The sequence below is a fragment of the Pelobacter propionicus DSM 2379 genome (assembly GCF_000015045.1).
Classification (GTDB): Bacteria; Desulfobacterota; Desulfuromonadia; order Geobacterales; family Pseudopelobacteraceae; genus Pseudopelobacter; species Pseudopelobacter propionicus.
Genome location: NC_008609.1, coordinates 1,431,825 through 1,458,255, shown reverse-complemented (window position 1 = coordinate 1,458,255; position 26,431 = coordinate 1,431,825). Strand labels below are relative to the sequence as shown.

At 57.5% G+C, this 26,431-nt stretch carries 26 protein-coding genes and 2 tRNA genes; 16 read left to right on the top strand and 12 right to left on the bottom strand.

Going from position 1 to position 26,431, the window contains the following annotated elements; all coding sequences use genetic code 11:
• Positions 1-82 precede the first annotated feature (82 nt).
• The 10 genes from PPRO_RS06830 to PPRO_RS06785 all read left to right on the top strand — a co-directional run bounded on the left by PPRO_RS06830 (position 83) and on the right by PPRO_RS06785 (position 10,519).
• Positions 83-1,483 carry a hypothetical protein gene (locus PPRO_RS06830; protein ID WP_011735282.1) on the top strand — a complete coding sequence of 467 codons (1,401 nt, stop codon included), beginning with the start codon at positions 83-85 and terminating at the stop codon, positions 1,481-1,483.
• A gap of 141 nt (positions 1,484-1,624) precedes the next feature.
• On the top strand, positions 1,625-3,214 hold the full coding sequence (locus tag PPRO_RS06825; RefSeq protein ID WP_011735281.1) for a glucose-6-phosphate isomerase: 1,590 nt from the start codon (positions 1,625-1,627) through the stop codon (positions 3,212-3,214).
• Between the two features lie 379 nt (positions 3,215-3,593).
• Positions 3,594-4,955 (top strand): tyrosine-type recombinase/integrase, encoded by a 1,362-nt coding sequence (locus tag PPRO_RS06820; protein WP_011735280.1) that lies wholly within the window; start codon positions 3,594-3,596, stop codon positions 4,953-4,955.
• Positions 4,956-5,417: 462 nt separating this feature from the next.
• Positions 5,418-5,810, top strand: coding sequence for a hypothetical protein (locus PPRO_RS06815; RefSeq protein WP_011735279.1), 393 nt, complete (start codon positions 5,418-5,420; stop codon positions 5,808-5,810).
• Between the two features lie 112 nt (positions 5,811-5,922).
• On the top strand, positions 5,923-6,270 hold the full coding sequence (locus PPRO_RS20100) for a helix-turn-helix transcriptional regulator (protein ID WP_083761204.1): 348 nt from the start codon (positions 5,923-5,925) through the stop codon (positions 6,268-6,270).
• Positions 6,271-6,272: 2 nt separating this feature from the next.
• Positions 6,273-6,509, top strand: a complete 237-nt coding sequence (locus PPRO_RS06805; protein WP_041532190.1) for a hypothetical protein — start codon at positions 6,273-6,275, stop codon at positions 6,507-6,509.
• Positions 6,506-8,080, top strand: coding sequence for a DNA primase family protein (locus PPRO_RS06800; RefSeq protein WP_011735277.1), 1,575 nt, complete (start codon positions 6,506-6,508; stop codon positions 8,078-8,080). The genes PPRO_RS06805 and PPRO_RS06800 overlap by 4 nt, the downstream gene beginning before the upstream one ends.
• Before the next feature lie 302 nt (positions 8,081-8,382).
• Complete coding sequence (locus PPRO_RS06795; protein ID WP_011735276.1) at positions 8,383-8,889, top strand: hypothetical protein; 507 nt, start codon at positions 8,383-8,385, stop codon at positions 8,887-8,889.
• A gap of 53 nt (positions 8,890-8,942) precedes the next feature.
• Positions 8,943-9,629, top strand: coding sequence for a COG3415 family protein (locus tag PPRO_RS06790; RefSeq protein ID WP_041532189.1), 687 nt, complete (start codon positions 8,943-8,945; stop codon positions 9,627-9,629).
• Between the two features lie 329 nt (positions 9,630-9,958).
• Positions 9,959-10,519: an RDD family protein gene (locus tag PPRO_RS06785; protein WP_011735274.1), complete on the top strand. Its 561-nt coding sequence runs from the start codon at positions 9,959-9,961 to the stop codon at positions 10,517-10,519.
• Positions 10,520-10,776: 257 nt separating this feature from the next.
• On the opposite strand, the gene PPRO_RS06780 is transcribed toward PPRO_RS06785, so the two are convergent.
• From PPRO_RS06780 to PPRO_RS06775, 3 genes are read right to left on the bottom strand one after another with little or no spacing between them, the layout of a single operon-like run.
• Entirely contained in the window at positions 10,777-10,974 is a 198-nt protein-coding gene (locus tag PPRO_RS06780) for a helix-turn-helix domain-containing protein (RefSeq protein WP_041532188.1), read from the bottom strand.
• A gap of 1 nt (position 10,975) precedes the next feature.
• On the bottom strand, positions 10,976-11,146 hold the full coding sequence (locus tag PPRO_RS20830) for a hypothetical protein (RefSeq protein ID WP_157039955.1): 171 nt from the start codon (positions 11,144-11,146) through the stop codon (positions 10,976-10,978).
• The gene (locus tag PPRO_RS06775) at positions 11,137-11,376 is read right to left on the bottom strand and encodes a hypothetical protein (RefSeq protein ID WP_041532187.1); all 240 of its coding nucleotides are present in this window, start codon (positions 11,374-11,376) and stop codon (positions 11,137-11,139) included. Before PPRO_RS06775 ends, PPRO_RS20830 begins: the two co-directional genes overlap by 10 nt.
• A gap of 958 nt (positions 11,377-12,334) precedes the next feature.
• Here PPRO_RS06775 and PPRO_RS06765 point away from each other — a divergent pair.
• Positions 12,335-12,808 carry a hypothetical protein gene (locus PPRO_RS06765; protein WP_011735272.1) on the top strand — a complete coding sequence of 158 codons (474 nt, stop codon included), beginning with the start codon at positions 12,335-12,337 and terminating at the stop codon, positions 12,806-12,808.
• 378 nt (positions 12,809-13,186) lie between these two features.
• Here the strand turns inward: PPRO_RS06765 and PPRO_RS06760 are convergent.
• The 5 genes from PPRO_RS06760 to PPRO_RS06740 all read right to left on the bottom strand — a co-directional run bounded on the left by PPRO_RS06760 (position 13,187) and on the right by PPRO_RS06740 (position 18,666).
• Positions 13,187-13,263, bottom strand: a tRNA-Pro gene (locus PPRO_RS06760).
• Between the two features lie 54 nt (positions 13,264-13,317).
• The gene (locus tag PPRO_RS06755) at positions 13,318-13,719 is read right to left on the bottom strand and encodes a response regulator (protein ID WP_049759666.1); all 402 of its coding nucleotides are present in this window, start codon (positions 13,717-13,719) and stop codon (positions 13,318-13,320) included.
• On the bottom strand, positions 13,712-15,727 hold the full coding sequence (locus PPRO_RS06750) for a sensor histidine kinase (RefSeq protein WP_049759664.1): 2,016 nt from the start codon (positions 15,725-15,727) through the stop codon (positions 13,712-13,714). The genes PPRO_RS06755 and PPRO_RS06750 overlap by 8 nt, the downstream gene beginning before the upstream one ends.
• Positions 15,728-15,961: 234 nt before the next feature.
• Positions 15,962-16,855, bottom strand: coding sequence for an ABC transporter substrate-binding protein (locus tag PPRO_RS06745; protein ID WP_011735271.1), 894 nt, complete (start codon positions 16,853-16,855; stop codon positions 15,962-15,964).
• A complete protein-coding gene (locus PPRO_RS06740; protein ID WP_198138337.1) occupies positions 16,852-18,666 on the bottom strand; it encodes a TonB-dependent receptor plug domain-containing protein in 1,815 nt (604 codons plus the stop codon). Before PPRO_RS06740 ends, PPRO_RS06745 begins: the two co-directional genes overlap by 4 nt.
• 530 nt (positions 18,667-19,196) lie before the next feature.
• Between PPRO_RS06740 and gptM (PPRO_RS06735) the strand changes: the two genes are divergently transcribed.
• The 5 genes from gptM (PPRO_RS06735) to gptM (PPRO_RS06715) all read left to right on the top strand — a co-directional run bounded on the left by gptM (PPRO_RS06735) (position 19,197) and on the right by gptM (PPRO_RS06715) (position 23,646).
• Positions 19,197-20,093 carry a geopeptide radical SAM maturase gene (gene gptM / locus PPRO_RS06735; protein ID WP_011735269.1) on the top strand — a complete coding sequence of 299 codons (897 nt, stop codon included), beginning with the start codon at positions 19,197-19,199 and terminating at the stop codon, positions 20,091-20,093.
• A 176-nt stretch (positions 20,094-20,269) separates the two neighbouring features.
• Positions 20,270-21,229, top strand: a complete 960-nt coding sequence (locus tag PPRO_RS06730) for an REP-associated tyrosine transposase (protein ID WP_011735268.1) — start codon at positions 20,270-20,272, stop codon at positions 21,227-21,229.
• 86 nt (positions 21,230-21,315) lie between these two features.
• Positions 21,316-21,603, top strand: a complete 288-nt coding sequence (locus PPRO_RS06725) for a type II toxin-antitoxin system TacA family antitoxin (protein ID WP_041532185.1) — start codon at positions 21,316-21,318, stop codon at positions 21,601-21,603.
• Positions 21,603-22,109, top strand: coding sequence for a GNAT family N-acetyltransferase (locus tag PPRO_RS06720; RefSeq protein ID WP_011735266.1), 507 nt, complete (start codon positions 21,603-21,605; stop codon positions 22,107-22,109). Before PPRO_RS06725 ends, PPRO_RS06720 begins: the two co-directional genes overlap by 1 nt.
• A gap of 247 nt (positions 22,110-22,356) precedes the next feature.
• The gene (gptM, locus tag PPRO_RS06715; RefSeq protein ID WP_011735265.1) at positions 22,357-23,646 is read left to right on the top strand and encodes a geopeptide radical SAM maturase; all 1,290 of its coding nucleotides are present in this window, start codon (positions 22,357-22,359) and stop codon (positions 23,644-23,646) included.
• A 120-nt stretch (positions 23,647-23,766) separates the two neighbouring features.
• On the opposite strand, the gene PPRO_RS21830 is transcribed toward gptM (PPRO_RS06715), so the two are convergent.
• From PPRO_RS21830 to PPRO_RS06700, 4 genes are all read right to left on the bottom strand, one after another.
• The gene (locus tag PPRO_RS21830) at positions 23,767-24,027 is read right to left on the bottom strand and encodes a phage integrase central domain-containing protein (protein WP_408633726.1); all 261 of its coding nucleotides are present in this window, start codon (positions 24,025-24,027) and stop codon (positions 23,767-23,769) included.
• A 229-nt stretch (positions 24,028-24,256) separates the two neighbouring features.
• Positions 24,257-24,343 (bottom strand) — tRNA-Leu (locus PPRO_RS06710).
• Positions 24,344-24,380: 37 nt separating this feature from the next.
• Positions 24,381-24,659, bottom strand: coding sequence for an integration host factor subunit beta (locus tag PPRO_RS06705; protein ID WP_011735264.1), 279 nt, complete (start codon positions 24,657-24,659; stop codon positions 24,381-24,383).
• Between the two features lie 26 nt (positions 24,660-24,685).
• On the bottom strand, positions 24,686-26,425 hold the full coding sequence (locus PPRO_RS06700) for a 30S ribosomal protein S1 (protein WP_011735263.1): 1,740 nt from the start codon (positions 26,423-26,425) through the stop codon (positions 24,686-24,688).
• Positions 26,426-26,431: the final 6 nt, after the last annotated feature.

The following is a 26,431-nucleotide window of genomic DNA, read 5'->3' as shown; positions in this document are numbered from 1 at the left end:
CGCACCACACGGCTTTATTTTTTCGACGTTTTCAATTGATGGCGACAACAAAGTACATGACGCCGTGCCCCACGAACCATCCATGACCGACAACTCCCGCAATTCACCTTCATCGCGACCGCTTCAAGCCGAACCGCCAGACACAGCTGCCTCGAAGAGGAAGCGGCGCTTCCTGCTCCTGGGTACCCTCCTCTTCGTGGTTCCCCTGGGATTACTGTTGCTCCTGGCCGTCCTGGCAGTGGAAAACGAACCGCTGGTTGTGGAGACTTCGCTGCCAAGTGTCGATTCCGCACAACGCGCCAAGAGCCTGGCAAAGGCCGTTCTCGAGGTTCTCAACTCTCAACGGGAAACCACCTCGATTTCAGCATCGCAGGACGACCTGAACGCGGTGATGACGCTGGTGCACAGAGCCGTCCCCAGATTCTCGGGAAGGGTCCGAGTGAGTCCCTGGTTCCTGTCGCTGCGGCTGAGTATACAGCTGCCGCCCAATCCGCTGGGGCGCTACCTGAACCTCCAGGGAGAACTGCTGCCTGGCACACAGGGGTTGCACATCGGCTCGATGAAGACAGGCAGGCTCGACCTGCCCCGGCGCCCGGCGCAGGCGCTGCTGCGCGGAGTCCTCAACCTGGGTCTGGGCAACGGCGAGGGGACGGCGCTGATGAATTCGGTACAATCGCTGGACATCAGCGCGGAAACGGTCAGGGTCAACCTGCGCTCGGTGCCGCAGTTGAAGCAGCGGCTACAACGCCTGCAGGCCAAACTGTCCGACATACGCGATCTCACCGGCACAGGTGACACGCATTGGGACAACTCCCGTGTCAGCGCCTACTATGCCCGACTGCTGGAGCTCGACCAACACCTGCCGGCAACCACCCCTTCATCGGTTGCCGATTACCTTGCCCCCCTCTTCCGGCTCGCCCGCGACAGGTCAGCGGGCAGCAACCCGATCCGGGAGAACAGTGCGGCGCTTCTGGCCCTTGCCATTTTCCTGGGAGACTACCGTTTCGGCAAGCTGGCCGGAGTCAGCCTGGATCCCGAACTGCGGGAGCGCAGGCCACAGTCCCGGAATGTTCAGCTGGGAGGACGGGAGGACCTGCGCCTCCATTTCATCGTCTCGGCCGGACTGAAACTGCTGACGGATCAGGGGGCCACAGCCGCCATCGGTGAATTCAAGGAACTGCTGGACGCCGGAAGAGGCGGCAGCGGGTTCAGTTTTATCGATCTGACCGCGGATCGTGCCGGCATCCGTTTCGCCGAGGTCTGCACCGGATCAGCGGAGAGCGCGCGTCGACTGCAGGAGCGTTTTTCCGCGCCCCCCGCGGAGGAGCTCTTTTTCCCCATCATCGCCGACCTTCCCGAGAATATCACCAGGGCCGGCTTTGAACGGCAATTCGGTGGTGTGGACAGCAGGCGCTACCGCGAACTGGTTCGGGAGATAGACCGGCGCATCGATCAATGCCCGGCCTATGGCGGGACTCCCTGACCGGGAATCTCCCCTCTGTCCGCTGTACGTTGACCCTGCTCCGGCGCAACCGGAACCGGACCGAAAAAACCGCCCCGCCAGGTTGACAGACTCCCTGTTGTATGAAACGGTTATACAACATCACTCACCAAGGAGCCTGTCATGACCCCAACCAGCCTGTGGGAGCGCTACTGCCAATCCCTCTGTCTCTGCCCCGAAATCGGCCTGTCCCTGGATATCAGCCGCATGAACCACGACGATGGTTTCCTGGAGCGCATGGAACCTGCCATGCAGAAGGCCTACGCCGAAATGGCGGCGCTGGAGGGGGGGGCACAAGCCAACCAGGACGAGGGGCGCATGGTCGGGCACTACTGGCTGCGCACCCCCTCCCTGGCGCCCCGGGACGATATCCGGCGCGAGATCGAGGAGACCCTGGAACGGATTCTCCTCTTCTGCCATCGCATCCACTCCGGCGGCATAACCAGCCAGAATAGCGGGAGTTTCACCCGCATGCTGATCATCGGCATCGGCGGCTCGGCCCTGGGGCCCCAGTTCGTGGCCGACGCCCTCTCCTCCCCCAACGATCCGCTCAAACCCCATTTCCTGGACAACACCGACCCTGACGGCATGGACCGGGTCATGGCCGAGATTGGTGACGACCTGGCCAGAACCCTGGTCATCGTCATCTCCAAGAGCGGCTCCACCAAGGAGACCCGCAACGGCATGCTGGAAGCCATGGCCGCCTACCGGCAACGGGGGCTGGACTTCGCCCGCCACGCCCTGGCCATAACCGGTAAAGACAGCCAGCTGGACCGTCTGGCCCGCGATCAGGGGTGGCTGGAGCGCTTCCCCATGTGGGATTGGGTCGGTGGACGCACCTCGGTGACCTCGGCGGTGGGGCTGCTGCCGGCCGCCCTGCAGGGGATCGACATCAGCGCCCTCTTGCAGGGGGCCGCGGCCTGCGACGCCCTCACCCGCCGGACGGAGACAAGTTCCAACCCGGCGGCCCTGATGGCGCTGATGTGGCATTACGCCGGCAACGGCCGCGGGGAGCGGGACCTGGTCATGCTCCCCTACCGTGACCGGCTGCTGCTCTTCTCCCGCTACCTGCAGCAACTCTTGATGGAGTCCCTAGGCAAGGAGCTGGACCGGGAGGGAAGGATCGTCAACCAGGGGATCGCCGTCTACGGCAACAAGGGATCCACCGACCAGCACGCCTATGTGCAGCAGCTGCGCGACGGCCTGGACAACTTCTTCGTCACCTTCATCCAGGTGCTGAGAGACCGGGACGCTTCATCCCTGGAGGTGGAAGAGGGGGTCACCAGCGGCGACTTCCTGTTCGGCTTCCTGCAGGGCACCCGCACGGCGCTGCACGACAAGGGGCGCCAGTCCCTGACCATCAGCGTGGAGCGCATCGACCCGTTCACCATCGGCGCCCTGATCGCCCTGTTCGAGCGCTGCGTAGGGCTATACGCCAGCCTGATCAACATCAACGCCTACCATCAGCCGGGGGTTGAAGCGGGCAAGAAGGCCGCCGGAGCGGTCATCGAGCTGCAGAGAGAGCTGCGGGATTATCTGACGGCACAGGGACGCGCCATGACCGCGGGAGAGATCGCAGCGGGATTGGGCAGGTCTGAGCGGACCGAGGAGATCTTCGCCATCCTGCGCCACCTGGCGGCCAACCCGGAGCGGGGCGTGGTGGTTGAAAGAACGAGCGCCGTGGAAGAGTGGCGCTTTTCCATGGGGACCTGAGCCGGTTGTGACCGGCCAGACAAGGACTGCCTGAAGAAGGGGAGGCACGAAACACGCATCACCCTGGCGCGGCAGGCTCCGCACCAAGTTCAAAAAACAACAAGGGGTTACGCCGTATGACGTAACCCCTTACTTTTGTGGTCGGGGAGACTGGATTCGAACCAGCGACCCCCTGCTCCCAAGGAAGTGATTCCTGCGAATCATAGTATTTCGCTACCTTTCTTCCTTGTAACCTGATTCAGCATTTTATTCTTGTTTATTATGATGTTATTCGTTATGCTATTTCATAGTGTTTCATTGACAACCACATATCAAGAGGTTACACAAGAGGTTACACGAGAAAAGTGTAACCTCTTTGCCAGCTCCCTGGGAGGATGATATGAAATTCACGGATACCGGAATCAGAAACCTGAAACCAAAAGAGAAGATGTATCAGGTGCGTGAGGGTGACGGCTTTGGCGTCCGCGTGCTTCCATCCGGGCTTCGGATTTTTGTTTTTATTTACACGATTGCGGGAAAGCGCCGCCAGATGAATCTCGGGGATTATCCGGCTGTCAGTTTATCAGAGGCACGTGAACGGGCGGCAGATGCCAGAAAGGTCTTGAGCCGTGAAAGGACCGATCCTCAAGAGCACGGTTTTTCGTGGCACTACAGCCCAGAACGCGAGCGGCGAGAAATGGCAGCAAAGGAAAAAGAAGAACTGGAAAACCCTACCGTAAAGCAGCTCATTACGAGGTACATTGAGCGGTATGCCATGAAGAACAAGAAGTCGTGGCAAGAAGACAAGCGGATACTTGAAAAGGATGTACTGCCATTATGGGGCGACAGAAAAGCAAAAGACGTTATTCGTCGTGACGTAATTCAGTTGCTGGACGGTATGCAGGGGCGCGGTGATGGCATCATCACCAATACTTTTAAAATCATCCGGCGCATGTTCCGGTACGGCGTAAAGCAGGAACTGATTCCGACAACGCCCTGTTATGGGTTCGAGAAAGGCGATGAACTGCCAACTACCAAATCGAAGGAAAGGACACTGACAGAGACTGAAATCAAGGCATTTTGGGGAGGAATTGACCGGTGTATGATATCGGAAGATGTTCGACGGATACTAAAACTGACCCTGTTAACTGGTCAGAGACCGGGCGAGGTCGCTTCAATGCACTCATCTGAGATCAGCGGTCGCTGGTGGGAATTTTCTCCCAAAGAAACCAAGATCACCAAGGAAGTACCGAGAAAGCAACGCATATACCTGACTGATATGACACTCTCGCTGATCCGGGAGAAGGAAGGATATATTTTCCCCTCCCCGAAGATCCGGACCAATGTCAACGAACAGCCAATTGACACGCCTATCACGGAAAGGGCCGTTGCTTATGCTTTGCGGCGCAACCTGCTTACGCACACGGTAAAACCAAAACCCGCAACTTGGAAAAAATCCAGCCACCAGTCTAAAGACAAGAAAAAATTTATCATCCCGGATGACAAGAAACTTGATATCGAAAAGTTTTGCCCTCATGACTTGCGCCGTACGTGTGCAACGATTCTTTCAGAAATTGGCTTTTCAGACGAAATTGTTGATGCAGTGCTTGCCCATCTCAAGAAAGGCGAGATCAAGACATACAACAAGAATAAATACGACAAAGAGCGGCAGAAAGCCCTTGAGGCATGGGAAAGAAAATTGAAATCTATCATCACCGGTCAGAAAGATAATGTGGTGCCATTGACACATAAAGCCGCTTGAAACAGGGAAACTAGTACAAGCTGATTACCTCTCACCCAATCCTCTTCAGATAAGTACACGCCTCAATTGGTTGGAACCAGGAGCCTGTGGTAATTATTACGCAGTAACAAGGAGTGGTAATGACGCAGACAAACGCACAACGCCTGTGAACATGCCGGCAGCGGCGACCAGAGGCGGGCGGCAATGGTGAGCGTAGGTTGAACACCTGGATTACCACTGGCGCGCGGCCTTGGCGCTTAAGCGGCTGGCACGTCACCACGGAAGACTCAGCACGAGATACTGGAAGCAGATGGGGGGGGGATTATGGGGGGACTGCCGGCGGACTCGCCAGAGCTGGATGGATATCTGAGCATTACGCAGTAACAGACTTTCGTGGGGATAGTCCGGCCAGACGATAAGCCACCTTCCCGCGGAGGTTTCCCCTGCGATCATCAACCGTGGTCGCATCAGGAGCGCACCGCCATGACACAGAAATTTGTTGAGACGTTCACCCTGATGCTTGCCGAGTGGATCACCCTTGACCAAGAGCAGCGGAGCAAAGCAGTTACAGACATCGGAGACGCCCTCCCCTATGACGCGATAGAATCCCTTACCCGTGCGCTCGTACACCTAGTCAAGACGAACAGACCATCACGTAAAGACGTAAGGGATTTTGAAATTTGGAAAGAGTTTCAACAACGCCGGGATGAAACCGGCCAGCTATACGGAGAAATTATCCCAGGATTGTGTGAGTCCTTCTGCCTTTCCGACAAGACCATACAGGCGGCGGTGACCAATATGCGCAAAGTCGCAATCCTCAAATCCGAATGGGAAAACTCCCTATCCCTGCAACGCAAATACCCCGACCTGTTTTGATCGGGGTCTACCCTACGAAAACCCCCTCCTTTTTATAGGTCAAACCTCTCTTAAATCCCGTGAAATAGTGTGCTCACCTTGCGCAAGGAATTCATTTCCGAGGTGAAACACTATGACAACTTCCGTTCCATCCCCAGGCAAAACTGTCCGCTTGAAAGGGACTGGCTCAACCCCTGACCGCCTTCTTGACCTGGCGATCCCCTCTTCTTTTGTTGACCGCATCATTCGCCCCAAAGAAACCTCAACTATAACCGGCCGCTCCCTTGCCTCAATCTGGCGCGACGAGAAGGCTGGGAACTTCCCGAGCCGAATCCGACTCGGGGCCAACTCGGTGGGATATCGACTATCCGAGGTCATGGCCTGGGTCGAGTCACGCCAGGTTGTCACTCCTGAAAACGTCCGGCCTGTCGCCCCCGGTGCCCGTCGGGGACGCAAGCCTTCCGCAACCAGGGAGGGTTGATCATGGCCAGAACCTACCAAACGAGAAACATCGAACAGGCCAGCGCGATCAAAACTATCGCTAGAATTGATCCAGAAATTTCATTCGATGAATCTGCGATAGCGACGTTCACATTTCCAGAAACATCTGAGGTCATAGACGTTGTACTGCGGTATGAAGCCGGAATCATGGCCAACGCAAGAACTCTCCTGAACACACGGAATCAATTGTTTCGCCGGGTCAAGGGGGGGCGTCGATGAATAATGTTCCCCAACCATCTGAAATTTACGTTTTTGATGGTGACCTCATCGTGAACGACTACGTTCCCCTCTCCGAATTCAGCGAGAGTCTTGAAGACCGTCCGATATTCACAAAGGACGCCACCACCGGTGAAATGATCCCCTACTCCGGCCAAGTCCCGGCAGGAATACAGCCCCCGGTCGCCCTCCCCGTAAGCAATGCCGGTGATCAGTTCACAGATCTTCGGCTTTCCGAACGGTTCGCGGCAATGTTTCGTGACCAATTGCGGTACTGGTCCGAATCCGGCAAGTGGCTTGCCTTCGATGGGCGCCGGTGGACAACGGATGCCCCGGGCGGAGGCTTCCCGTTTATCAGAGAATTACTTAAAAACCTATACCGCAAAGCCCTGTATAACTCGGATTTCCTTGTCCGCACCGAAGAGCTGAAAGCCCTTCTGAAGTTGGAGGCTCACCCCCGTCAGGCCACGCTGCTTGAGGCCTGTAAGCAGCGCCCGGAGCTGTCGGTAGCTTCCGCCGAGTTAGACCGGCACCCAATGTTGCTGACCGTTCTGAACGGCACCATCGACCTTGAATCAGGGGCGTTACTGCCCCACGATCCGGCGAATTTCCTGACGCGCCTTGTTTTTATCGAGTACGATCCCACCGCCGAATGCCCCAAATTCCTGGCGTTCCTGGACCGCATTTTTGCCAGTGACAAGGAGATCATCTCCTACATCCAGCGGTTCGCTGGGTATTGCCTGACCGGCCTAACCGGCGAGCAGGTTCTGCTTTTTTTCTACGGTCTCGGAGCGAACGGCAAATCCGTTCTCGCAAATGTGTTCCGTGCTTTGTGTGGAGATTATGCCAGCACCGCCGGGGCCGAGCTGCTCATGGTAAGAGACCGCCGCAGCCCAACAAACGACCTGGCGGGATTGCGAGGATCGCGGTTAGTGGTTGTCTCCGAATTCGACGACGGCGAACGTCTCGCTGAGGCACAGATTAAGCAGCTCACAGGTGAGGACGCCATATCGTGCCGCTTCTTGTATGGCGAATTTTTCTCATATGTACCCCAGTTCAAACCTTTGTTGATTGGTAATCATCGTCCGAAGATCCGTGGAACCGATCACGGTATCTGGCGGCGGTTCCACTTGGTCAGCTTCAACGTCGTCATCCCCCCCGAGGAGCGCGACCCCCATCTCCAGAAAAAGCTACTCCAGGAACTACCTGGGATCTTGGCTTGGGCCGTGCGGGGCTGCCTCGACTGGCAACGACAAGGGTTGAACCCACCGGAATCCGTCAAGGCCGCCGTGACTGAATACCGGCAAGCCGAGGATGTTTTTGGCCAATGGATCGCTGAATATTGCCACCGGGATGTAGGTATGACGGCCCCGGCAGCAGCGTTGCTGAGGTCATTTGCGGAATTTTCCGGTTGGCGGAACGTCACCACTACGAAGTTCGGCAGGATGTTGACCGACGCCGGGTTTTCCAAGGAGAAATCTCACGGGACAATCCGCTGGAGGGGATTGGGGCTTATAGCCAGTGAAGCTGACCAGCATTGGATGGAAACCAACGATAACGGTAGACCGTTCTAACACGGGGGACAGTGGGGAGGGTTGAGGGGCTTTTCCAGTAAATTCCTTATATAAATTCTTCTACGCGAGATTTTACGGAAAAACCTACTAACTGTCCCCACTGTCCCCCCAACCATGAAGAAAGGGGAAGTTTATGTTCAACGAAATCCATGAAACAGAGGCTATACAGATGTTCTGCCCGCTCACTAAGACCAACTGTGTTGGGAGGCGTTGCGCCGTCTGGAAGCGAAGCAACGACCGTGTTGACCGCCGCGAATGGGGTATCTGTGGTCTACAACGTTAATTTTAAAGGAGAAACACCAATGACACTCGAAGAAATCCGCACCGCACAAACCAGGATCCACACCCGCCACGGGAAGGCCGTCAACCGAATTGCCGAGATCGAGGCCAGCCGCTCCAAGCTGATGATGGACTATGCACTGGGTGTAATTTCCGGCGAGGAACTCGATACCATGGCTGTCGAACTGCCGAAGCTCCGGGAGATCGCCAACGAGGACAACAGCGTCGCCTTGGAACACTTCGCCAAACTGGAGCGCTCTGAGTTGGAACGTCAGCGCCAGGAGCGGAACCGACTCGAAGTCTTGGAGGCTCGGCGGCAATTCGCGGATCGGTATAACTCCGCCCTTGGCCGGACGCGCCCGCCAAACCTGCCCCAGCTTGAAGGGCTTGCCCACATGCGCCCCGGAGACTTCCCCGGCCCGGTGTGGCACCGGTTCACGAGTCGCCGGTTGGATTTCGCCGCCTTGCCGGAATCGGAGCTGACATACGGCGAGTACTGCGGATTGGAGCCATACGACCCGGAGCTATGATCACTACAAACCAGTGGGGCGGGGTAGCACCTGCCCCACGAGGAGGAAACCTCATGGAAAATTTTGACCCATTCGCCATCCTGCCGGACGAAGCCCCGGAGACCACCACCACGGGAGGTGGCGACACCGGACTTGAAGCATATTCACCATTCTCGGTTAACCCGGACCCACTATTAACCCGTAAACCATCGCGGGCTGACAACCAACCCACAAACCCGCAGAGACTCCCCACCGGCCGAAAAATCAACGACCAGGAACTGATTGACCGATTCAACGCAGGAGCAACAGGGAGGGAACTGGCGGCGCATTTTGGATGCAGTCCGGCCGCAATTTCCAAACGGCTTAAGCGACTTCAGCCAGGGGTGCCGAGGGCTATTGACCAGCTCACCGAAAAGCAGGCGGCGGCCGTTGTTCGCATTGTAAAAGGCGAATCACCCACAAACGCGGTAGACCAAGTTTACGACACGACTTCACGCGCCTCTTCCAAGGAGATTGCCCGGAAGCTGATGGGGTTGCCGCAGGTGCAGCTTGCGATTGAAGAAGAGATGAACCGCGCAGGTCTCACCAGGACATACCGTTGTGCGAAACTGGCTGAACACGTCGATGCAGCGGACCCCGGCGTAAGTTTGAGAGCGCTGGATATGTCATTTCGGCTGGCGGACGAGTATCCCGCAGCTAAGGTCAAGAATGTCAACCTGAACATCGACACAATGCCGGTCGATCTGAGCGCATATCAGTAACCCGGGCAAACTGCTACGACGTAACTCACCGCGGTTCTGCCTTGTGGTGGCTGACGGGACGCTGCTCGCGGGGGTGTAGTTGCTCCGGCGCCATGAACGCTACCAGCAACGGAGGCCGGTCCATATAAGGATCGGTCTTTTTTATAGAATGAGGATTTTACGGTTGAATAACGAATTGGCGTGAAATAATGTGACAAGGTCAAGAGGTTGAATGGTTGCTCCCGTGTTGCTGAAACGGGGGCTACAGATAGTCAATTTTCATGTTCACACACTAAATATCCCGTTTGGGATGTTGACCGGGGGCCGTTACCCTAATCAAGGAGTACCAAATGTTCTGTTCTAATTGTGGTTCTGAAAATCAAGACAACGCTGGTTTTTGCTCATCATGCGGTTTTCAGTTGAAAGAAATATCTTCAGTTAAGCAACAGGCTGCGATTAGAGTTTATGCCGGATTTTGGATAAGGTTTGTTGCTACCTTAATTGATTTTGTTATCTTATTGATTGGTGAAACAATTATTTTATATATCATAGTTGTAATCTTTGGTATCACAGTTCATATTATTTTTGGTCCTTTGGATGCTGCAGGATATGTAAATCTTAAAGCAATAGCTAAAATATTATGTTTTATCACTGGTATTATTTTGAATTGGTGTTACTTCACTCTTCTTGAGACATCATCAAAGCAAGCAACAGCTGGAAAAGTTGCATTAGGGCTTATTGTCACCGACCTTAATGGCGGAAGAATTTCATCTGATGAGGCGAATAGACGATATTGGGGGAAATATTTATCAACGATAATCTTATGTATTGGCTACATTATGGCTGGCCTTACCCAGAAAAAGCAAGCACTCCATGACATTATGGCGGGTACTTTGGTTATTAGAAAATAGAGTCGATGGATGCAAAAAACTATAACAAAATTTGCAGGCTAATGAGGATTACATCGATGTCTTTGAAGCGAGGTTTTGCTAAATAAAAGGAATGTGCCATGGTGAATATAGCTGTTATTAGATCTGAAGGAGATCTTGAAGTCATACTTATCAATGAGTCACATGAGCTGCTGGCGCCGTCTGAAACTGAAAATAAAGAGCCCTCTACCATCACCGGCAGGGGGCTCTCTTGTTGGCGGCAATAAAAATCCCGCAAGTTATCTCCTGGGCTTAATCCCCAGGAACACCCGATCCAGTTCAGCGACCGGGATATGCCAGCGTTTCCCCACCTTCTGTGCCCTGATCTGTTTCCGGATGCACATGATTTGCAGCGTGGAATGATTCAGCCCCGCGTGGCGCCGGCATGCCTCGGTGATCGTCATGGTGACCGGTTCGGTCTCGGCTCCTGCTGACATGTTATGCCCCCACGATGTCGAGATACGCCGGTAAATCAATGCCGTCGCACTCCATAGCCTCTACTACTTCGATGCTGGTGACGGTTTCCCCAGATATCTTGACGGCGATGTTGCCGTGCTTCTCCAGTTCCGATTTGAGTTTGGTTATCAGGTCGATGATGGTTACCGGCATTTAGAGCCCCCTTTGCAGGACTGAGCCTCATCAAGTTTTTCGAATATCCAGCTACGAACCAAGCTCGCCGCCTGTACGCCGGTTTTTAAGCTCAACTCCAGCAGCTGCTTCTTTCTGTCCGCCCCTACTCTCACGGTGATCTGTTCGTTTGACGGTGTCACGGCGACCCACTTCAATGCGTCCCCGAACTCGACAGAAACATGTTCTCCAACGTTTTGATTCTCTGTCATCTTCACGCCTCCTGTAAGCGCCCCGGTGAAAATCGCTGGAAGCCGGCCGGGAACCGGCTTGTCGGCCACGGGGATCAGCCGTAACCTATCCAGCGACATTGTTACCACGCCGAATGTCTTAATGAAAAGACATGAGGCTTGATGAATGTTGTTGCTGTTTACATACGCCTGCCATCAGGAGATTGCAAGATTTATTTTTTTATAAGTATTCGATATTATTGGTTATTTGTGCTCACCATTGATTAGCCACTCACCAATGATTACCACCGGACCTATCCCACCTATTAACTTCCCTCTGAAAAATTCCTCTAAAAAATTGCGCGCGCCCAAGAAGGGGAGGGTATAAGTACATCGGCCGAAACGAAAAAAGGGGGTATACCCCCTCTGGAGAATCGTTTTTTTCATGGTTCCTGTCTCCCGGAGGATTGCATTGATCCTGTCCCGTGCGTCTCACACCGGCGGGCATGATCGGATCGCGGGCCGACCAACACCCAAGGCCAGGGAAGAGGATGCCAGGGTGTTATTGCCGTTTGGTGGATGGCGGCCCACCCGTAGTGGTCCAGGCAACGGAACATGTCGCCAGACGAAGCAGGCGCGCCCCTGAGCTGCTTTCGAAGTCGCGCCCAGATCTTTCCCCATGTGTTGCACCCACACCAGCCAGAGACGCCGAAAACAACACGGCAAAGCATGAGGCCGGTTCGGATTCCCCCGGTAGATTGTCATCGTGACGAAGGCCACGACTTCACCCCTTAAATCCGTCGTATCCAAATCAGCGGAGCCACCAGCCCGCAAAGCCCCAAGGCCACACCGGGGGATGCCGTTGCCAGGGTTCGAGCATGGGTGCCTGCTGCTCTTTGGCTTGATATTGCCAGGCTCGCTTCCCACGATTTCGCCTTGGTCATCGCTCCGCAATTCCGGCGTTAACGTGGTAGCATTGAGGGGGCGAGGAGGGATATCCATGGTACTGAACACACCGAGACAGTTACGCATGATCGAGCAAGCCATGAAGGACCGGGCGCCGGGCATGTACCAGGAGCTGAAGGAATCCGGGATGCTGCAACGTGTGCTGGAGGATCACAACGAGGCGATGGTGGAAGCGTTCCTGGAAGAAGCAGATGCGCTGGCATCCGTGGTGATGAATAAACAGTATTCAAGCCACACGGAATACGAACAGGCCCTGACACTGGCAGGGAACACAGCATGGGAAAGGGCAATGGCGACGTGGCTGGAGTTCGAGGATACAGAGGAACAGAAGCTGGCGTATATCAACGGAAGCCCCGAGATACAGCGGCGGCTTGAGAGGGCGTATCAAAAATGGATGGATGGGGTTGACCCTGAACACCGCGAGGAATTTCAGGAGTTCTGGGACTGTGAGCAAAAACAGACGGAGCTCAACTGGATCCTGGAAGAACTTTCCAGGGATGATTGCTAGCCGGCGCTCATCCAGCCCCGTATCATCGATGCCGCCACGCTCATTTGCCAGGCAATCCGATGCAACCGCCTATGACGCAGCCTGAAATCGGTTCCATCCCCAGGGTGGTACAGAGGTTGTCCACAGGCATTGTGGAAAAGCGCGGGAGCATGAAGGTGGTTGGAGGGCAAGGAGACAGGCGAGACGTTTTCGGCGGAGGGATGTTCTCTAGCAACTAGGAATAGCACAGCCCGGTTTCCCTTCACATGGGGGCCGGGCTTTTTTTGTGCCGAGCGCGAAAGGGGGCAGCATTGTAGACAGAGGTTACACAAGAGGTTACATGGAACCAAAAAAAAACAAAAGGACTTATAGCAATTTGCTATAAGTCCCTGTTTTATCTGGTCGGGGAGACTGGATTCGAACCAGCGACCCCCTGCTCCCAAGGCAGGTGCGCTGCCAGGCTGCGCTACTCCCCGAAAAGATATATTTTCTACCACCTCAGGCCATGGCTTGCAAGCCTTTTCTCTCCCCTAAGTCAGGGGCACGCACTCCATGCAGGATTCCGACTCCGGCGACTCCCGCTTCAGGAAGTTCAATTCCTGCTCCAACTGGTCGACCTTGTACGGCTTTGACACGGCAGCGCAGAAGCCGTGCTGCCGGTACGCCGCCATGATCGGGTCATAGGCATAGCCGCTGGATACGATCAATCTGGCCGATGGATCGAAATCCAGGATCCGGCGGGCCGCCTCCTCGCCCCCCATGCCGCCCGCCACGTTCAGGTCCAGGATGGCGGCGAAGAACGGGTCGTCGGCCTCATTGGCCGCCCGGTAGAGCCGCAGCGCATCCCTGCCGTCGGCACAGCAGCTCACCCGGTAGCCCAGGAACAGCAGGCTCTCCCGGGCGAACTCGCGGATGCTTTCCTCGTCATCCATCACCAGAATCCTGCCCCCCCCCCTGGCCGCCGGGGTTCAGCCTGCGGGTGACATCCCCCCCCGGCAGCAGCCTCTCGCCGGTGGAAGGGAGCGAGATGGAGAAGCAGGTACCCCTGCCCGGCTCGGAATCCACCGCGATCATGCCGCCGTGCCTGCTGACGATGGAGTGGGCCGACGCCAGCCCCAGGCCGGTTCCGGTGGATTTAGTGGTGAAGTAGGGGTCGAAGATCTTGGGCAGGATCGTGGCGGGGATGCCCTCGCCCTGATCGGTGAAGGAGATCCTGATGTAGGGTTCCTGGGGCGCACCGGGGCGGCGGCCGCGGGCCATGCTGATGTTCTCGGCCCGCACCCTCAGCACCCCTCCCTCGCCCATTGCCTGGGCTGCGTTCAGGATGATGTTGTGGAACACCTGCGTGATCTGCCCTTCGTCGGCCATCACCGCGTGCAGGTCGTCCGGGATATCCACCACCCGGCGCACCGTAGTGCCGTTCAGGGCCAGGGAGAGGCACTCATCCACCAGCCTCTTCAGCGACGCCCGGCGTTTGATCGGCTCCCCTCCGCGGGCAAAGGTCAGCAGCTGGTTGGCCATGCCGGCCGCCCGGCGGGAGGCCTCCTCGGCATGGCCCAGGGCCGCGTGGGACTTGTGGGACGGATCCAGGAACATGCGCGCAAAGGAGATATAGCCCATCACGCCGGTAAGCACGTTGTTGAAATTGTGGGCGATCCCGCCCGCCAGGACACCCAGGGATTCCAGCTTCTGGCTCTTGATCATCTGTTCCTGGAACAGCTCGCGCTCGGTGATATCCACCATGATGGCCACGTTGCGCCCCATGCAGATCTGGTGCCGGAAGAGCACATGGCGCACCGAACCGTCCCGGCAGGTCACCCGCGCCTCGTAGGAGGGGATCTCTTCCCCAGCTGCGGCGCAGGCCAGGGCGTCCAGGCGCAGTTCGGCGATGTGGGCGCGATACTCAGGGTCGGGGAACACCCGGCAGAACCAGTCGTCGGCCATGGGGAACTCGTCCCTGCCGAAGCCGCTGGACTTGACGATGAAGTCGTTGACATACTCCACCCTGCCGTCCGGTTGTGACCAGGAGACCCCCACCGGCATCATGTCCATCAGGGTGCGCAGGTTGCTCTCGCTCTCGCGCAGCGCCTGTTCGGCCTGGATGCGTTCGGCCATCTCCCGTTCCAGGGTCTGGTTTATGGCGGCCAGCTGGTTACGGGCAGCGCGTTCCTCCTCCATGGCATCCATCAGCTCCTGGTTGAGGCGCCTGTTCTCCTCTTCCCGCATCCGCAGGGAGGCAGCCAGCTCGTTGACCGCGTGTCCCGCCCTGCCCGGCTCGTCGTCGCTGCGCACCGCGATGCGCGTATCGTACTGTCCCTGCCGCACCCGTTCCAGGCCGCGCATCAGGGCGTTGAAGGAGGCGGTCACCCTGCGCAGCACCTGATGGCAGAGCAGGGACACCAATAGCCAGAAACCGAATCCCAGCAAGCAGATGGTCAACGTCATCTGGCGCGCCGAGGCCACCAGATCGGCGCTTGTCCGCTCCAGCCGCACCGTGCCGATGGCGGATGGCGCCTTTTCCCGTTCGCCGTTCAGGGCATCGTCCACGGAGAGTCCCATGGTACTGCCGGCAACGGTCACGGTCTCGCGGATCGGCTCCGACCGGTCGCCGCTCTTTTCCGAAACGATGACGGCCAGCCCCCTGCCAGCGGCGTCGCTGATCACCACCCGGCGAATAAGGGGATTGCGGGCGGCATCCCGCGCAAACTGGTTCAGGGTCTCGCGGTTTCCGGCGTACAGCGCCAGACGGATTTCATCCCCCAGCCCGGCCGCCTGCAGGCGCAGCTGCTCCGCTGCGACGCTGCGCGCGTCACTGATTTCGCTAACAACATACAGGGTACTGAAGAGGATGCAGACCAGCCCGGTCAAAAGGGTAAAGATCAGGAAGAGTTTGTACTGGAAGCTGTAGCGGAATGTGTTCAGATGCGCAAGTGGTGACACGTCGGTTCCCTATTGGATATTTACCGTCGTTTCTCATCCGGCAGAACGAAACAGAGGAAAGACGCGCTCCTCACACGACACGCAGGCCCTGGTGGTTGGGAGTACAAAAGGAGGGTTTATACATAAAACATACGAGATGTCATTTCAAGCACTTTTCTCCCGGTTCAGCACACCAGCGGGCAGAAGCCATGGGACGGGGCGACACGGAATGACAGGCCCGCCTGCCCCGGCCGCCTACTCCCCGAACAGCGCAGCCAGGCTGATCTGGTGGCCAGACACGATCCCGGAACCCAGGTGCCTGATCACGTCGGGGTTCATTCTGGTGGAGGTGTTGCGGGGGAATGCCAGGGGCATGTCGGAGCCCCTGCCCTTTTTCAGCAGATCATCAACCATATCGCAGGCCTGGCGCCCCAGGTCCTTGCGGTCGATCTCCACCACCGCGCCGGCGCCCAGCCCCAGGTAACTGGCGGAGAAGGAGACCACCGGCACCGACTGGCTCTGGCCGAAGCGGAAGTAAGCCTCGCTGGTTTCGCGGGTCACCGCCGTGACGTCCGGCAGCATCCAGAGGGCGTCCACCTTGCCGGACAGGGAGGCGAGTTTTTCCAGGGCATCGCGGGACGAATCCACCTCGCGGGTCACCAGGGTGATACCGGCCTTTTCCGCCGCCTGGCGGGCCTTGCGCAGGTACCAGCCACTCCTGGCCTGATCGTACACTACCCCCACGCGGCTCACCTTCAGCTTCTTGAACAGTTCCATATAGCTCTCCGGCGAGGCGAACATATCGATGCCGGTCAGGTTTGACTGCAGGGCAGCCTGCTGACGCACACCCAGGGCCATCAGCGAGACCACCGGCGTGCGGCTCACCCGGCGGGCCGCCTTCAGAGCAGCATCGCCCAGGGTCAGGATCAGGCGGGGATTCTCCTCCCGCAGGATGCGGGTCAGGTCGACCTCGGCGTAATCGGACAGCACCAGGGTGCGGTGGGAGGAGGAGCAGCCAGCGCGGAAGCCTTTCAGCACCTCTTCCGAGGCCTGGTCGCGGCGGCTGACCAAGAGCAGCACGTCGTAGGCCTGGGCCAGGCAGGGGAGCAGGGTCGCCAGGGCGAGTATGAGAGCGATGAGTATTCTCAAAACCGTACCCTCACTCCACCCTCGAACCAGCGGCCGGGATAGACGCAATAATTACTTGGTGTTTGTGATCCGTCGAAGAGATTGCGACCGGAGAAGAACACTTCCAGCGACCGCTCCTCACGCTTCACCAACGTGGCGCCCAGGTGCAGGTCCCAGATCATACCGCCATAGTCACCGTTATAGAGCGGTTCGGAACTTGGTTGCGTGTTCCAGAAGATGTGGCGTCCGGTCAGGACACCGCGAAAGGTCTTGTCATCGTAGCGCAACGACACCTGCACGGTATGACGGGGAACTCCTGACTCGTAGTCATGGTTTTTTGACAACTCCGTATCCGTAAAGGTGTAACCGGCTCCAATGGAGGTATTGAAAACGGGCGTGGTGCGAATCTCATATTCCACTCCCAACGCCATACGACGGTCCGACTCGTATATGCCGGCGCTATCATTCCAAGTCGTAAAACTCCACATCTGGTTGCGGAAGAGAGTCAATTTCTGCCACAGATACGGGACAGCAGTAGTTTCGATCCCAATTTGGGATGTCCAGACCTTTTCCGCCGGCGTGTCGTCAAATGTCAACGCCCAGAGGCTGTAGCCGCGCGCCGTGTAGCCGCGCAGCAGGGTGGTTTCACTCAGTTTGTAGGTGACGCCCAGGGAGGGGCTGAACTGGTCGGATGTGGTCTTGGGGCGGTCGAAACGGGCGCCGACGGTCACTGCCAGGTCGCCAATAGTGTACGTATCGTTCAGGAAAAAACCCCAGCGGTCTTCCGAACGGGAAACGGGCGTGAGCGGATAGTCATAAGTCCCGTTTGCGGAGAGCTTGACATGCTCGAAATCTCCCCCCACAACCAGCAGGTTGTTACTCTCTCTCCAGATAAGCTTGGCGCTGGCGCCGTAGACCCTTTCCTTGGTCAACAGGCGGGGCTGGGATGACCAGGACCAGGGCAAACCGTCGCTGATGTTGGTGTCAACGGTATCAAAGTTGCGGTAGGCGTGGCGTCCGCTGATTTCCAGCTCCAGGCTGTCGCTCAGTTTGCGCCGCATGCCGAGGGAGGCGTAGATATAGGTGGTTTTCTGTTCTTCCCTCAGGTCCCAGTCGGAGCGGGGAATATACAGATTGGTGCGGTTGCCATGACTGTGGCTGAACGTACCCCACACCTGTCCCTGGTCCGAAAGATCGTAGGTCAGCTTGGCATAGACGTTATTGGAATCGGTGGTGATATGTTGAGGGATATTCTTGAATCCCAGATACCCGCCGGAGAAATAGTAGCCCAGGCGGTCAACTGTTCCGCTCAGTTCAATGCTGCTGTCGGCCGTCGCCCCCTCGCCATAGGAGGAGGTTGCAACACCGCCAATCTTTCTCTGATCCGGCGTTTTGGTGATAACGTTGATCACCCCGCCCAGCGCCTGTCCCCAGGCCGAGGAAGCCGCCCCCTTGACAACCTCGATCCGCTCGATGATCCGCGCCGGGACCATGGCCACATCGGAGAAGTTTTCACTCAAGTTGTTTAGAGGGATCCCATCGACCATCACCAACGCGTGATAATTTCTCGCACTCTGGATGCTGGCGCTTGTAAGGCCACCAGCTGCGCCATAATTTTGAGTCTGGATGCCCGGTATTGTGGCCAGAACGTCGGCCAGGGTATGGGCGTTGAGGGACTCGATCTCCTTTTGGGTGATTATTGTCGTATTTTCGGCTGTCAGGGAGAGCGGCTTGGGGGAGCGGGTGGCGCTGGAGGATGAAGATTCCTGCCAAGCACTGAACAGCGCACTGGTATCCTCCGCCTTCTCAGCCCGAGCACAGGGAAGCGCCACCCCAAACAGCAGAAGAAGGGAAAATAGTGTGGAATTCAAAATATGTGGCGGTTTAATGAAATTCATGGCATAGTTCGAATCAGCACCATATCAGATTCAAAAGCCGTTTGTCCAGACTGTATGAACGAACACAAACATTTTATTGAAAGGGGGTGATGCCCGTGTCCAAGGAACGACAAAAAGAGCAGGCTCGAAAAGAGGATCTGCATGTCTTGACAGAGGGGCATGAGCCGGAATCGGAACTCGCATGCACTTGTACAGCAGCAATCGTAAGACTCAAGCGGTAACCGAGGAAATATTCCTTATCATGCACATTCTCAAGAGGGCAGCCCCCCTGCCCTCCCTCATCACCCTGTGCGGTTCTCCCACACACGGTCATCCGATGTTCTTCACTACGGCACCATCCTGTGTAAGCGTGGGGTCTGGCAGTGAAGATGAAACCAACACCCTCTCTTTTCGACCGGCACGTTACGCCTGAACAAACAGCAGCAGGTTCAAATCTTCAAAATATGCCCCCGCAAGGAGCCACCATGCAGCCATCATGTTACGTCACCACCTTCCCCTGCCCGGACAAGCCGGGGCGTCTGCTCCTCCTGGCCACCCGGCGCTGCGCCGTGATGGAGCTGTCCGACGAACTGTGGCAGCGAATGCGGGACGGCGGGGAGATGGAAGAGGAAGAGCGCGAGACCCTGCAACGCCTGGGGGTGCTGGTGCATGACCGGGAGGCGGAGAAGGAGGAGATGCGGGAGACCTTCGACCGGATCAACCGGGAGAGCCGCCACCTGTCCGTTGTCGCGGCCCTGACCATGGAGTGCAACCTGGCCTGCCCCTACTGCTTCAAGGCCCCCTTCCGGGGGGAGCAGACCATGGACGACGCCATTGCCGACCTGCTGATCCGGCGCATGAGCGAGCGCATGTCCCAGGGGCTGGATCTGACCGTGGATTTCTACGGTGGCGAGGCACTGCTGCAGCTTACGCTTCTGAAGCGCATCGCCACCGCCCTGCAAAGGGCCGCCCTTGAGCATGGCGTGACGTTCCAGTTCAACATCTTCAGCAACGGCACCCTGCTCACCCGGCCCGTGGTGGAGGAGCTGCTCCCCCTGGGGCTGGCTGCGGTGCGCCTCACCCTGGACGGCCCGCCGGACATCCACGACAGCCAGCGCCCCTTCGTCTCCGGCAGGGGGAGCTTCGCCGCCATCATGGAGAACATCCACGCCATCCATGACATCCTGCCCATCGACCTGGGGGGCAACTTCACCCGCGAAAACTACCGCCGCTTCCCGGAGCTTCTGGACCTGTTGATCGCCCGGGGGATCGACCCGGCCAGGTTCAAGGCGGTCGGCTTCTCGCCGGTGGTGCCCCGGGCCGACGGAAGCCTGGCCGGCGACCTGGGGGGCACCCCGCGGGGTCAGGCATTGAACCATTGAACTTCGAGCAGCTCTTTGGCACGAAGCCCGAAACTTGGCTGCACATTCAATTCATCAATGCCTGCCCCACAGTCTCCATAATCTCAATCTGCGCAGCTTCACCCTCCGCCGACATCACAAAATCCCCGCCTGATACCCGGCATTGAACCGTTGAAGATGCATGCTACCATTGCACCATGGGAAGGAAAACGCGCATCCATGAACCCGGTGCTGTCTATCACGTGATCATGCGTGGCAACGCGCGCCAAAACATCTTTACCGACGACCGGGACCGTCGCAGGCTGTACGAAATCATCGCGGCTTCACAGGATCGCTACCGACACCGGATACTCGCCTTCTGCCTGATGAGCAACCACATCCACCTGGCAATCCAGGTCGCCGACATCCCTCTTTCGCGGATCATGCAGTGCATCTCCCAGCGCTACACCCAGTGGCATAACCGGCGCCATAGACAAACGGGGCACCTCTTCCAGGGAAGGTACAAGGCCATCCTGGTCGACGCGGATGCCTTTCTGCTGGAGTTGGCCGCTTACATCCACCTGAATCCGGTCCGGGCGGGAATGACGGCCAGTGCCGAGGCGTACCCCTGGAGCAGCCACGGGGCGTATCTGGGAAAAGAGACCGTCGCCTGGATCGACCCCGAGCCGGTGCTTTCGCTGTTCTCTTCTTCGGCCGACACTGCGCGCGACCTATTCTCACGCTTTGTCACCGAGCGAGCAGACGAGGGAAGACGGCCGGAATTCCACGGCGAGAAGAGCATCGACAGCCGCCTGTTGGGAGACACCTTCTTCACGGAGACGATCCTGATCCGACAGGACGCTCCCCTTGAGAGGAAACCGGATATGGACACCATCATCGAGGCGGTGAAGAGGCTCTGCGGCGTCAATGAGAAGCGCCTGTACGCACAGGGGCAGGAACACACGGCATCCGAAGCTCGCAGCCTCGCCGCCTGGGCCACACTGGAACTCGGCAGCGGAACACTTGCCGAATTGGCGCTCCGGCTGCGTCGCGAGCCATCGACGCTGAGCTGCGCGGCAAAGCGGATGGAAAACCGGCGCAGAAACGATCCGGAGATTGCCGACAAGATCTCGCGTCTCTGCCGGAAGCTGCGGCAGGTTCAAACCTTCAATGCCTGACCCCACTGACGCACTGACACCAGATATACATTGTGTATCTAACGATTGGTGTGCTATTACCTGTATCGAAAGAAAGAGAGGGTACCATGCCATCGACCTCACCAGAAACTGACAGCCGAACCTGTGCCGTAAATCTGCGCGTACGGGGCGATATCCGAGCCTTGATTGACAGGGCGGCGAAGACACAGGGGAAAACACGCTCGGATTTCATGATCGATGCGGCACGGCGGGCGGCCGAGGATGCAGTGCTTGACCAGACCCTGGTGCGAGTGGATCGTGAAACATACGAGCACTTTCTCCAAGCTCTCGACCATCCCCCCAGTGGCGAAGGGTTTAACCGCCTGATGCAGGCCAGCAGGCCGTGGGAGCCGTAATGATATCAGCTCCGGCACTGCTGACGAGAGAGCACCACACCGGCAGCTTTTCCTGCGGCGTTGCCAGTCTGGACGACTGGCTGCGACACCGGGCATATTCCAACCAGGTAAGCGGAGCTTCCCGTACCTATGTTGCAGCGGAAGGGCAACGTGTTGTCGGCTATTACTGTTTGGCATCCGGAGCGCTGGCGGTAAGCGATACACCCGGGCCTCTTCGGCGCAACATGCCCGATCCGGTTCCCATGGCCATTCTTGGACGCCTGGCCGTTGATCGTGATTTTCACCGCAAGGGACTCGGCGTTGCGCTGCTCCAGGATGCCGTTATCAGAACGATGCAGGCGGGCGGAATTCTCGGAATTCGAGGTTTGCTCGTCCATGCCATATCCGAAGAAGCCAAGATGTTCTATGAACACCACGGCTTCATTGCCTCCCCCACGCAACCGATGACCCTGACACTCTCGCTGAAGGGTATGGTGTCGCCACAGCAGCCAGAAATGTCCGGCTGATTCCTTCCCCTGTATCGGCAGGTGGGCAGTCGTGCAAGGGATCGGGAAATCACAAAAACCCCAGATTTTAAATCGATAAGCAAGAGGCGCCCCGGTGACTCGCCCTGGTGCTCCCAAGGCATGGAACTATGGGGTCAGGCATTGAAGAATTGAAGATGGTAACAACGCATTCACCTTTCTCCTGACACCTTCCGCCTGAACTAAAAGCAACGAGTTCACATCATTCAATGCCTGCGAGGAAAAATTCATGCAGCTTTCGCACTACGTCACCACCTTCCCCTGCCCGGACAAGCCGGGGCGACTTTTGCTCCTGGCCACCCGGCGCTGCGCCGTGATGGAGCTGTCCGACGAACTGTGGCAGCGGGTGCGGGACGGCGGGGAGATGGAAGAGGAAGAGCGCGAGACCCTGCAGCGCCTGGGGGTGCTGGTGGAGGACCGGGAGGCGGAGAAGGAGGAGATGCGCGAGACCTTCACCCGCATCAACAAGGAGAGCCGCCATCTGGCGGTGGTGGTCGCCCTGACCATGGCGTGCAACCTGGCCTGCCCCTACTGCTTCGAGGCCCCCTTCCGGGGGGAGCAGACCATGGACGACGCCATTGCCGACCTGCTGATCCGGCGCCTGAACGAACGCATGGCCCAGGGGCTGGATCTGACCGTGGATTTCTACGGCGGCGAGGCGCTGCTACAGCTTACGCTTCTGAAACGCATCGCCACCGCCCTGCAAAGGGCCGCCGGTGAACATGGCGTGACGTTCCAGTTCAACATCTTCAGCAACGGGACGCTTTTGACCCGGCCCGTGGTGGAGGAGCTGCTCCCCCTGGGACTGGCTGCGGTGCGCCTCACCCTGGACGGCCCGCCGGACATCCACGACAGCCAGCGCCCCTTCGTCTCCGGCCAGGAGAGCTTCGCCACCATCATGGAGAACATTCGCGCCATCCACGACATCCTGCCCATCGACCTGGGGGGCAACTACACCCGGGAGAACTACCGCCGTTTCCCGGAGCTTTTGGACCTGCTGATTGCCGAAGGGATCGATCCGGCCAGGTTCAAGGCGGTCGGCTTCTCGCCGGTGGTGCCAAGGGCCGACGGAAGCGTAGCCGGCGACCTGGGCTCCGCCTGCCTGGCCAGCGGCGATTCCTGGACCTTTCAGGCCGGGCTGTTCCTGCGGGCCGAGACCATCCGCCGCAGCTTCCCGGTGCCGAAACTGAAGGCTGGCGCCTGCGTGGTGGAGTTCGAAAACGACCTGGTGGTGAACTGGGATGGCGGCATCTACAAGTGCCCGATCTTCATGGGGGATGAGTCACTTAAGGTCGGCTCCCTGGCCGAGGGGATCAACGATTACCGGGAGTCCCACAATCTGGACCTGTGGAAGAACGAAGAGTGCCTGGAGTGCGCCTACCTGCCGCTCTGCTTCGGCGGCTGCCGCTTCCTGGCCAGGCTGAAGACGGGAACAATGGATTGCGTGGACTGCCGAAAGGAACTGCTGGACGCCACCCTGGAGACCATCATCAGACAGGACCTGGGGCTGGACAGGTGAACGGAACTAAACCCACAACCGGATCTCACACGGAGACACAAAGGGCACGAAGAAAGACTGAAACAAGCTGAAAGAAAAGGATTTTCGATTTACTTCACTATTCGGATTTCCGCTGTGTTCTCAGCGTCTTCGCGTGATAATCAGGTTCCTTCTGTTTTGAATTGCTAATCGATCTGTCCATTCAGAACGCGGGATATGCCATCCTTCATCAGCCCACCCTTCACCGGAGGTAGCGCTCCTCTCAGGTCCGCCCTCAGCACGTCCCGTAGCCACGGCATAACGGAGCACCTGACCACAATCCATTTTCACCCGGTGGGCCGTATCCAGTATGTTGCGTGCCTCTGTCCGCCGAAGGATCGAAAGCACGTCCCTTCCCCTCACGTCAGCAATCGGAATCGCCCCTATCCAGAGCAAGACATTTTTTTCGAGTCTTTCGTGTTTTAGTTAAAGCGCCTTGGGTTTCTAAAATATACCTCCAGCCGTTTACGATATACCCCCAAAACTATTGGATCACACCGCACCACAGTGAACAACACCGGACAACGCAAAAAAAAAGCCCCTGATTTCTCAAGGGCTTTTGGACTTCTCTGAACTATGTCGTACTACCTATTGGTGCCCGGAGCCGGGATCGAACCGGCACGATCTTTCGACCGAGGGATTTTAAGTCCCTTGCGTCTACCAATTCCGCCATCCGGGCAGGTCATGGCAACCGTCGGACAAGAGCCCGATGTTCATCAACAGTTGACTCTCTCCTTGAGATCCTTGCCGGTCTTGAAAAAAGGGGTTTTTTTGGCCGGTATGCTGACCACCTCGCCACTCTTGGGGTTGCGTGCCTCACGCCCCGTGCGTTCTCTGATGGTAAAACTGCCAAACCCGCGAATCTCAACCTTGTCACCAGCCCTGAGCGCATCTTCGATTGAATCAAAGACCGTATTGACCAGCATTTCCGAAACTTTCATATTTAAAACAGCGTGCTCCTGCACGACTTTTTCAATCAGTTCGCTCTTGGTCATTTTGCATCTCTCCTACCGTACATACCTTAATTGTTGTTTCTGTTCTTCATTTCCTGCTGCAGCAGTTCGCCCAGGTTGGAGGTCGCCTTGCCTTGAGAACCGAGGTACTGTTCGAACTCCTCTTTCTCGACAGCAGCCTGCATAGCCTTGATCGAGAGCGAGATGCGGCGCTCTTTGGGATCGCAGCTGAGAACAATGGCCTCCAGGGTGTCGCCAACTTCCGCGAAGGTCTTGGCGGTCGGCACCTTTTCACGGGAGAGTTCGGAGACGTGAATCAAACCCTCAACGCCTTCTTCCAGTTCAACGAAGACACCGAAATCGGTCAGGGAGGTCACCTTGCCCGTCACCTTGGCGCCGGGGCAGTAGGTGGTGGGAGCGATGCTCCAGGGATCCGGCTCAAGCTGCTTGATGCCCAGGGAGAGACGCTCGTTCTCCACATCGACCTTGAGCACGACGGCCTGAACGATATCACCCTTGGCATAGACGTCGCCAGGATGCTTGATCCTCTTGGTCCAGGAGATGTCGGACACATGGACCAGACCGTCGATACCATCCTCGATACCGATGAACATGCCGAAATCGGTCATGTTTTTGATCTGTCCCTCGATCTTGGTGCCCACCGAGTACTTCTCGGCGATATGCATCCAGGGGTTTTCCCCGGCCTGCTTCAGTCCGAGGGAGATCTTGCGGTTGTTCATGTCGATGCCCAGTACCACCGCTTCGACCTCGTCTCCCACCGACAGCACGTCTGCGGCCCTGCGGATGCGCCTGGTCCAGGACATTTCCGATACGTGAATCAGCCCCTCGACGCCCGGCTCCAGCTCAACAAAAGCGCCATACTCCATCAGGCTGACAACGCGACCGCTGATGCGGGATTCCTGCGGATACTTGGACGGTACATCCAGCCAGGGATCGGGCAGGGTCTGCTTGACGCCCAGGGAGATCTTGCCCTTGGTGCGGTCGAACTTGAGCACCTTGGCGGTGACCGTCTGTCCCGGCTTGAGCACGTCGGCAGGCTTGCCAACCCTTCCCCAGGAGAGGTCGGAGACGTGCAGCAGGCCATCCACACCACCCAGATCGACGAAAGCGCCGTATTCGGTGACGTTTTTGACGACACCTTCCACGATCTGCCCCTCTTCCAGCTTGGCCAGGGTCACGTCACGGGAAGCGGCGCGCTCCTCATCCAGGATCGCGCGGCGGGAGAGGACGATGTTATCGCGACGCTGGTTGAGTTTAATCACCTTGAACTTGCTGGTGAGGCCGATGTAGCTGTCGGAATCGGAGGAGGGACGGATATCCACCTGGGAGGCGGGCAGGAAGGCCTGAACCCCGAAGATGTCCACACTGAAGCCGCCGTTTACGCGGGCGGTAACGGTTCCCTCGATAATGCCCCCCTCCTGGCCGGCATCGCCGATCTTTTCCCAGGCTGCCTGGTAATCAGCCTTCTTCTTGGAGAGGATGTAGCCACGCTTGCCATCCTCGCGGGTCATCATAACGCGTATGACGTCGCCAACCTTCACGGTCAACTCACCATTGGCATCGCGGAATTCAGATGCCGACACAAACCCCTCGGACTTAAGGCCAATATCAACGAGCACGGTTTCCTGGTCAACGCGAACGACCGTTCCTTCTATGATCTTGTCCCTCTCGGGCTTATCTTTGAGGCTTTCTTTGTAAAGCTCTGCAAATTCATTACTCTGCTGTTCTGAATCCGGATCATCAAAATCACCGTTGTCAGCAGCGTCGAGCCGTTTGAAGTCAACCATTAAACC

Coding starts and splice junctions, on each gene's coding strand:
- PPRO_RS06820 (WP_011735280.1), top strand. CDS start 3,594: ATGAAATTCACGGATACCGGAATCAGAAACCTGAAACCAAAAGAGAAG.
- gptM (WP_011735265.1), top strand. CDS start 22,357: ATGCAGCTTTCGCACTACGTCACCACCTTCCCCTGCCCGGACAAGCCG.
- PPRO_RS06790 (WP_041532189.1), top strand. CDS start 8,943: ATGGAAAATTTTGACCCATTCGCCATCCTGCCGGACGAAGCCCCGGAG.
- PPRO_RS06780 (WP_041532188.1), bottom strand. CDS start 10,974: ATGTCAGCAGGAGCCGAGACCGAACCGGTCACCATGACGATCACCGAG.
- PPRO_RS06775 (WP_041532187.1), bottom strand. CDS start 11,376: ATGACAGAGAATCAAAACGTTGGAGAACATGTTTCTGTCGAGTTCGGG.
- PPRO_RS20100 (WP_083761204.1), top strand. CDS start 5,923: ATGACAACTTCCGTTCCATCCCCAGGCAAAACTGTCCGCTTGAAAGGG.
- PPRO_RS06830 (WP_011735282.1), top strand. CDS start 83: ATGACCGACAACTCCCGCAATTCACCTTCATCGCGACCGCTTCAAGCC.
- PPRO_RS06800 (WP_011735277.1), top strand. CDS start 6,506: ATGAATAATGTTCCCCAACCATCTGAAATTTACGTTTTTGATGGTGAC.
- PPRO_RS06765 (WP_011735272.1), top strand. CDS start 12,335: ATGGTACTGAACACACCGAGACAGTTACGCATGATCGAGCAAGCCATG.
- PPRO_RS06730 (WP_011735268.1), top strand. CDS start 20,270: ATGGGAAGGAAAACGCGCATCCATGAACCCGGTGCTGTCTATCACGTG.
- PPRO_RS06720 (WP_011735266.1), top strand. CDS start 21,603: ATGATATCAGCTCCGGCACTGCTGACGAGAGAGCACCACACCGGCAGC.
- PPRO_RS06725 (WP_041532185.1), top strand. CDS start 21,316: ATGCCATCGACCTCACCAGAAACTGACAGCCGAACCTGTGCCGTAAAT.
- PPRO_RS20830 (WP_157039955.1), bottom strand. CDS start 11,146: ATGCCGGTAACCATCATCGACCTGATAACCAAACTCAAATCGGAACTG.
- gptM (WP_011735269.1), top strand. CDS start 19,197: ATGCAGCCATCATGTTACGTCACCACCTTCCCCTGCCCGGACAAGCCG.
- PPRO_RS06815 (WP_011735279.1), top strand. CDS start 5,418: ATGACACAGAAATTTGTTGAGACGTTCACCCTGATGCTTGCCGAGTGG.
- PPRO_RS06805 (WP_041532190.1), top strand. CDS start 6,273: ATGGCCAGAACCTACCAAACGAGAAACATCGAACAGGCCAGCGCGATC.
- PPRO_RS06755 (WP_049759666.1), bottom strand. CDS start 13,719: ATGGATGACGAGGAAAGCATCCGCGAGTTCGCCCGGGAGAGCCTGCTG.
- PPRO_RS06825 (WP_011735281.1), top strand. CDS start 1,625: ATGACCCCAACCAGCCTGTGGGAGCGCTACTGCCAATCCCTCTGTCTC.
- PPRO_RS06700 (WP_011735263.1), bottom strand. CDS start 26,425: ATGGTTGACTTCAAACGGCTCGACGCTGCTGACAACGGTGATTTTGAT.
- PPRO_RS06705 (WP_011735264.1), bottom strand. CDS start 24,659: ATGACCAAGAGCGAACTGATTGAAAAAGTCGTGCAGGAGCACGCTGTT.
- PPRO_RS06785 (WP_011735274.1), top strand. CDS start 9,959: ATGTTCTGTTCTAATTGTGGTTCTGAAAATCAAGACAACGCTGGTTTT.
- PPRO_RS06795 (WP_011735276.1), top strand. CDS start 8,383: ATGACACTCGAAGAAATCCGCACCGCACAAACCAGGATCCACACCCGC.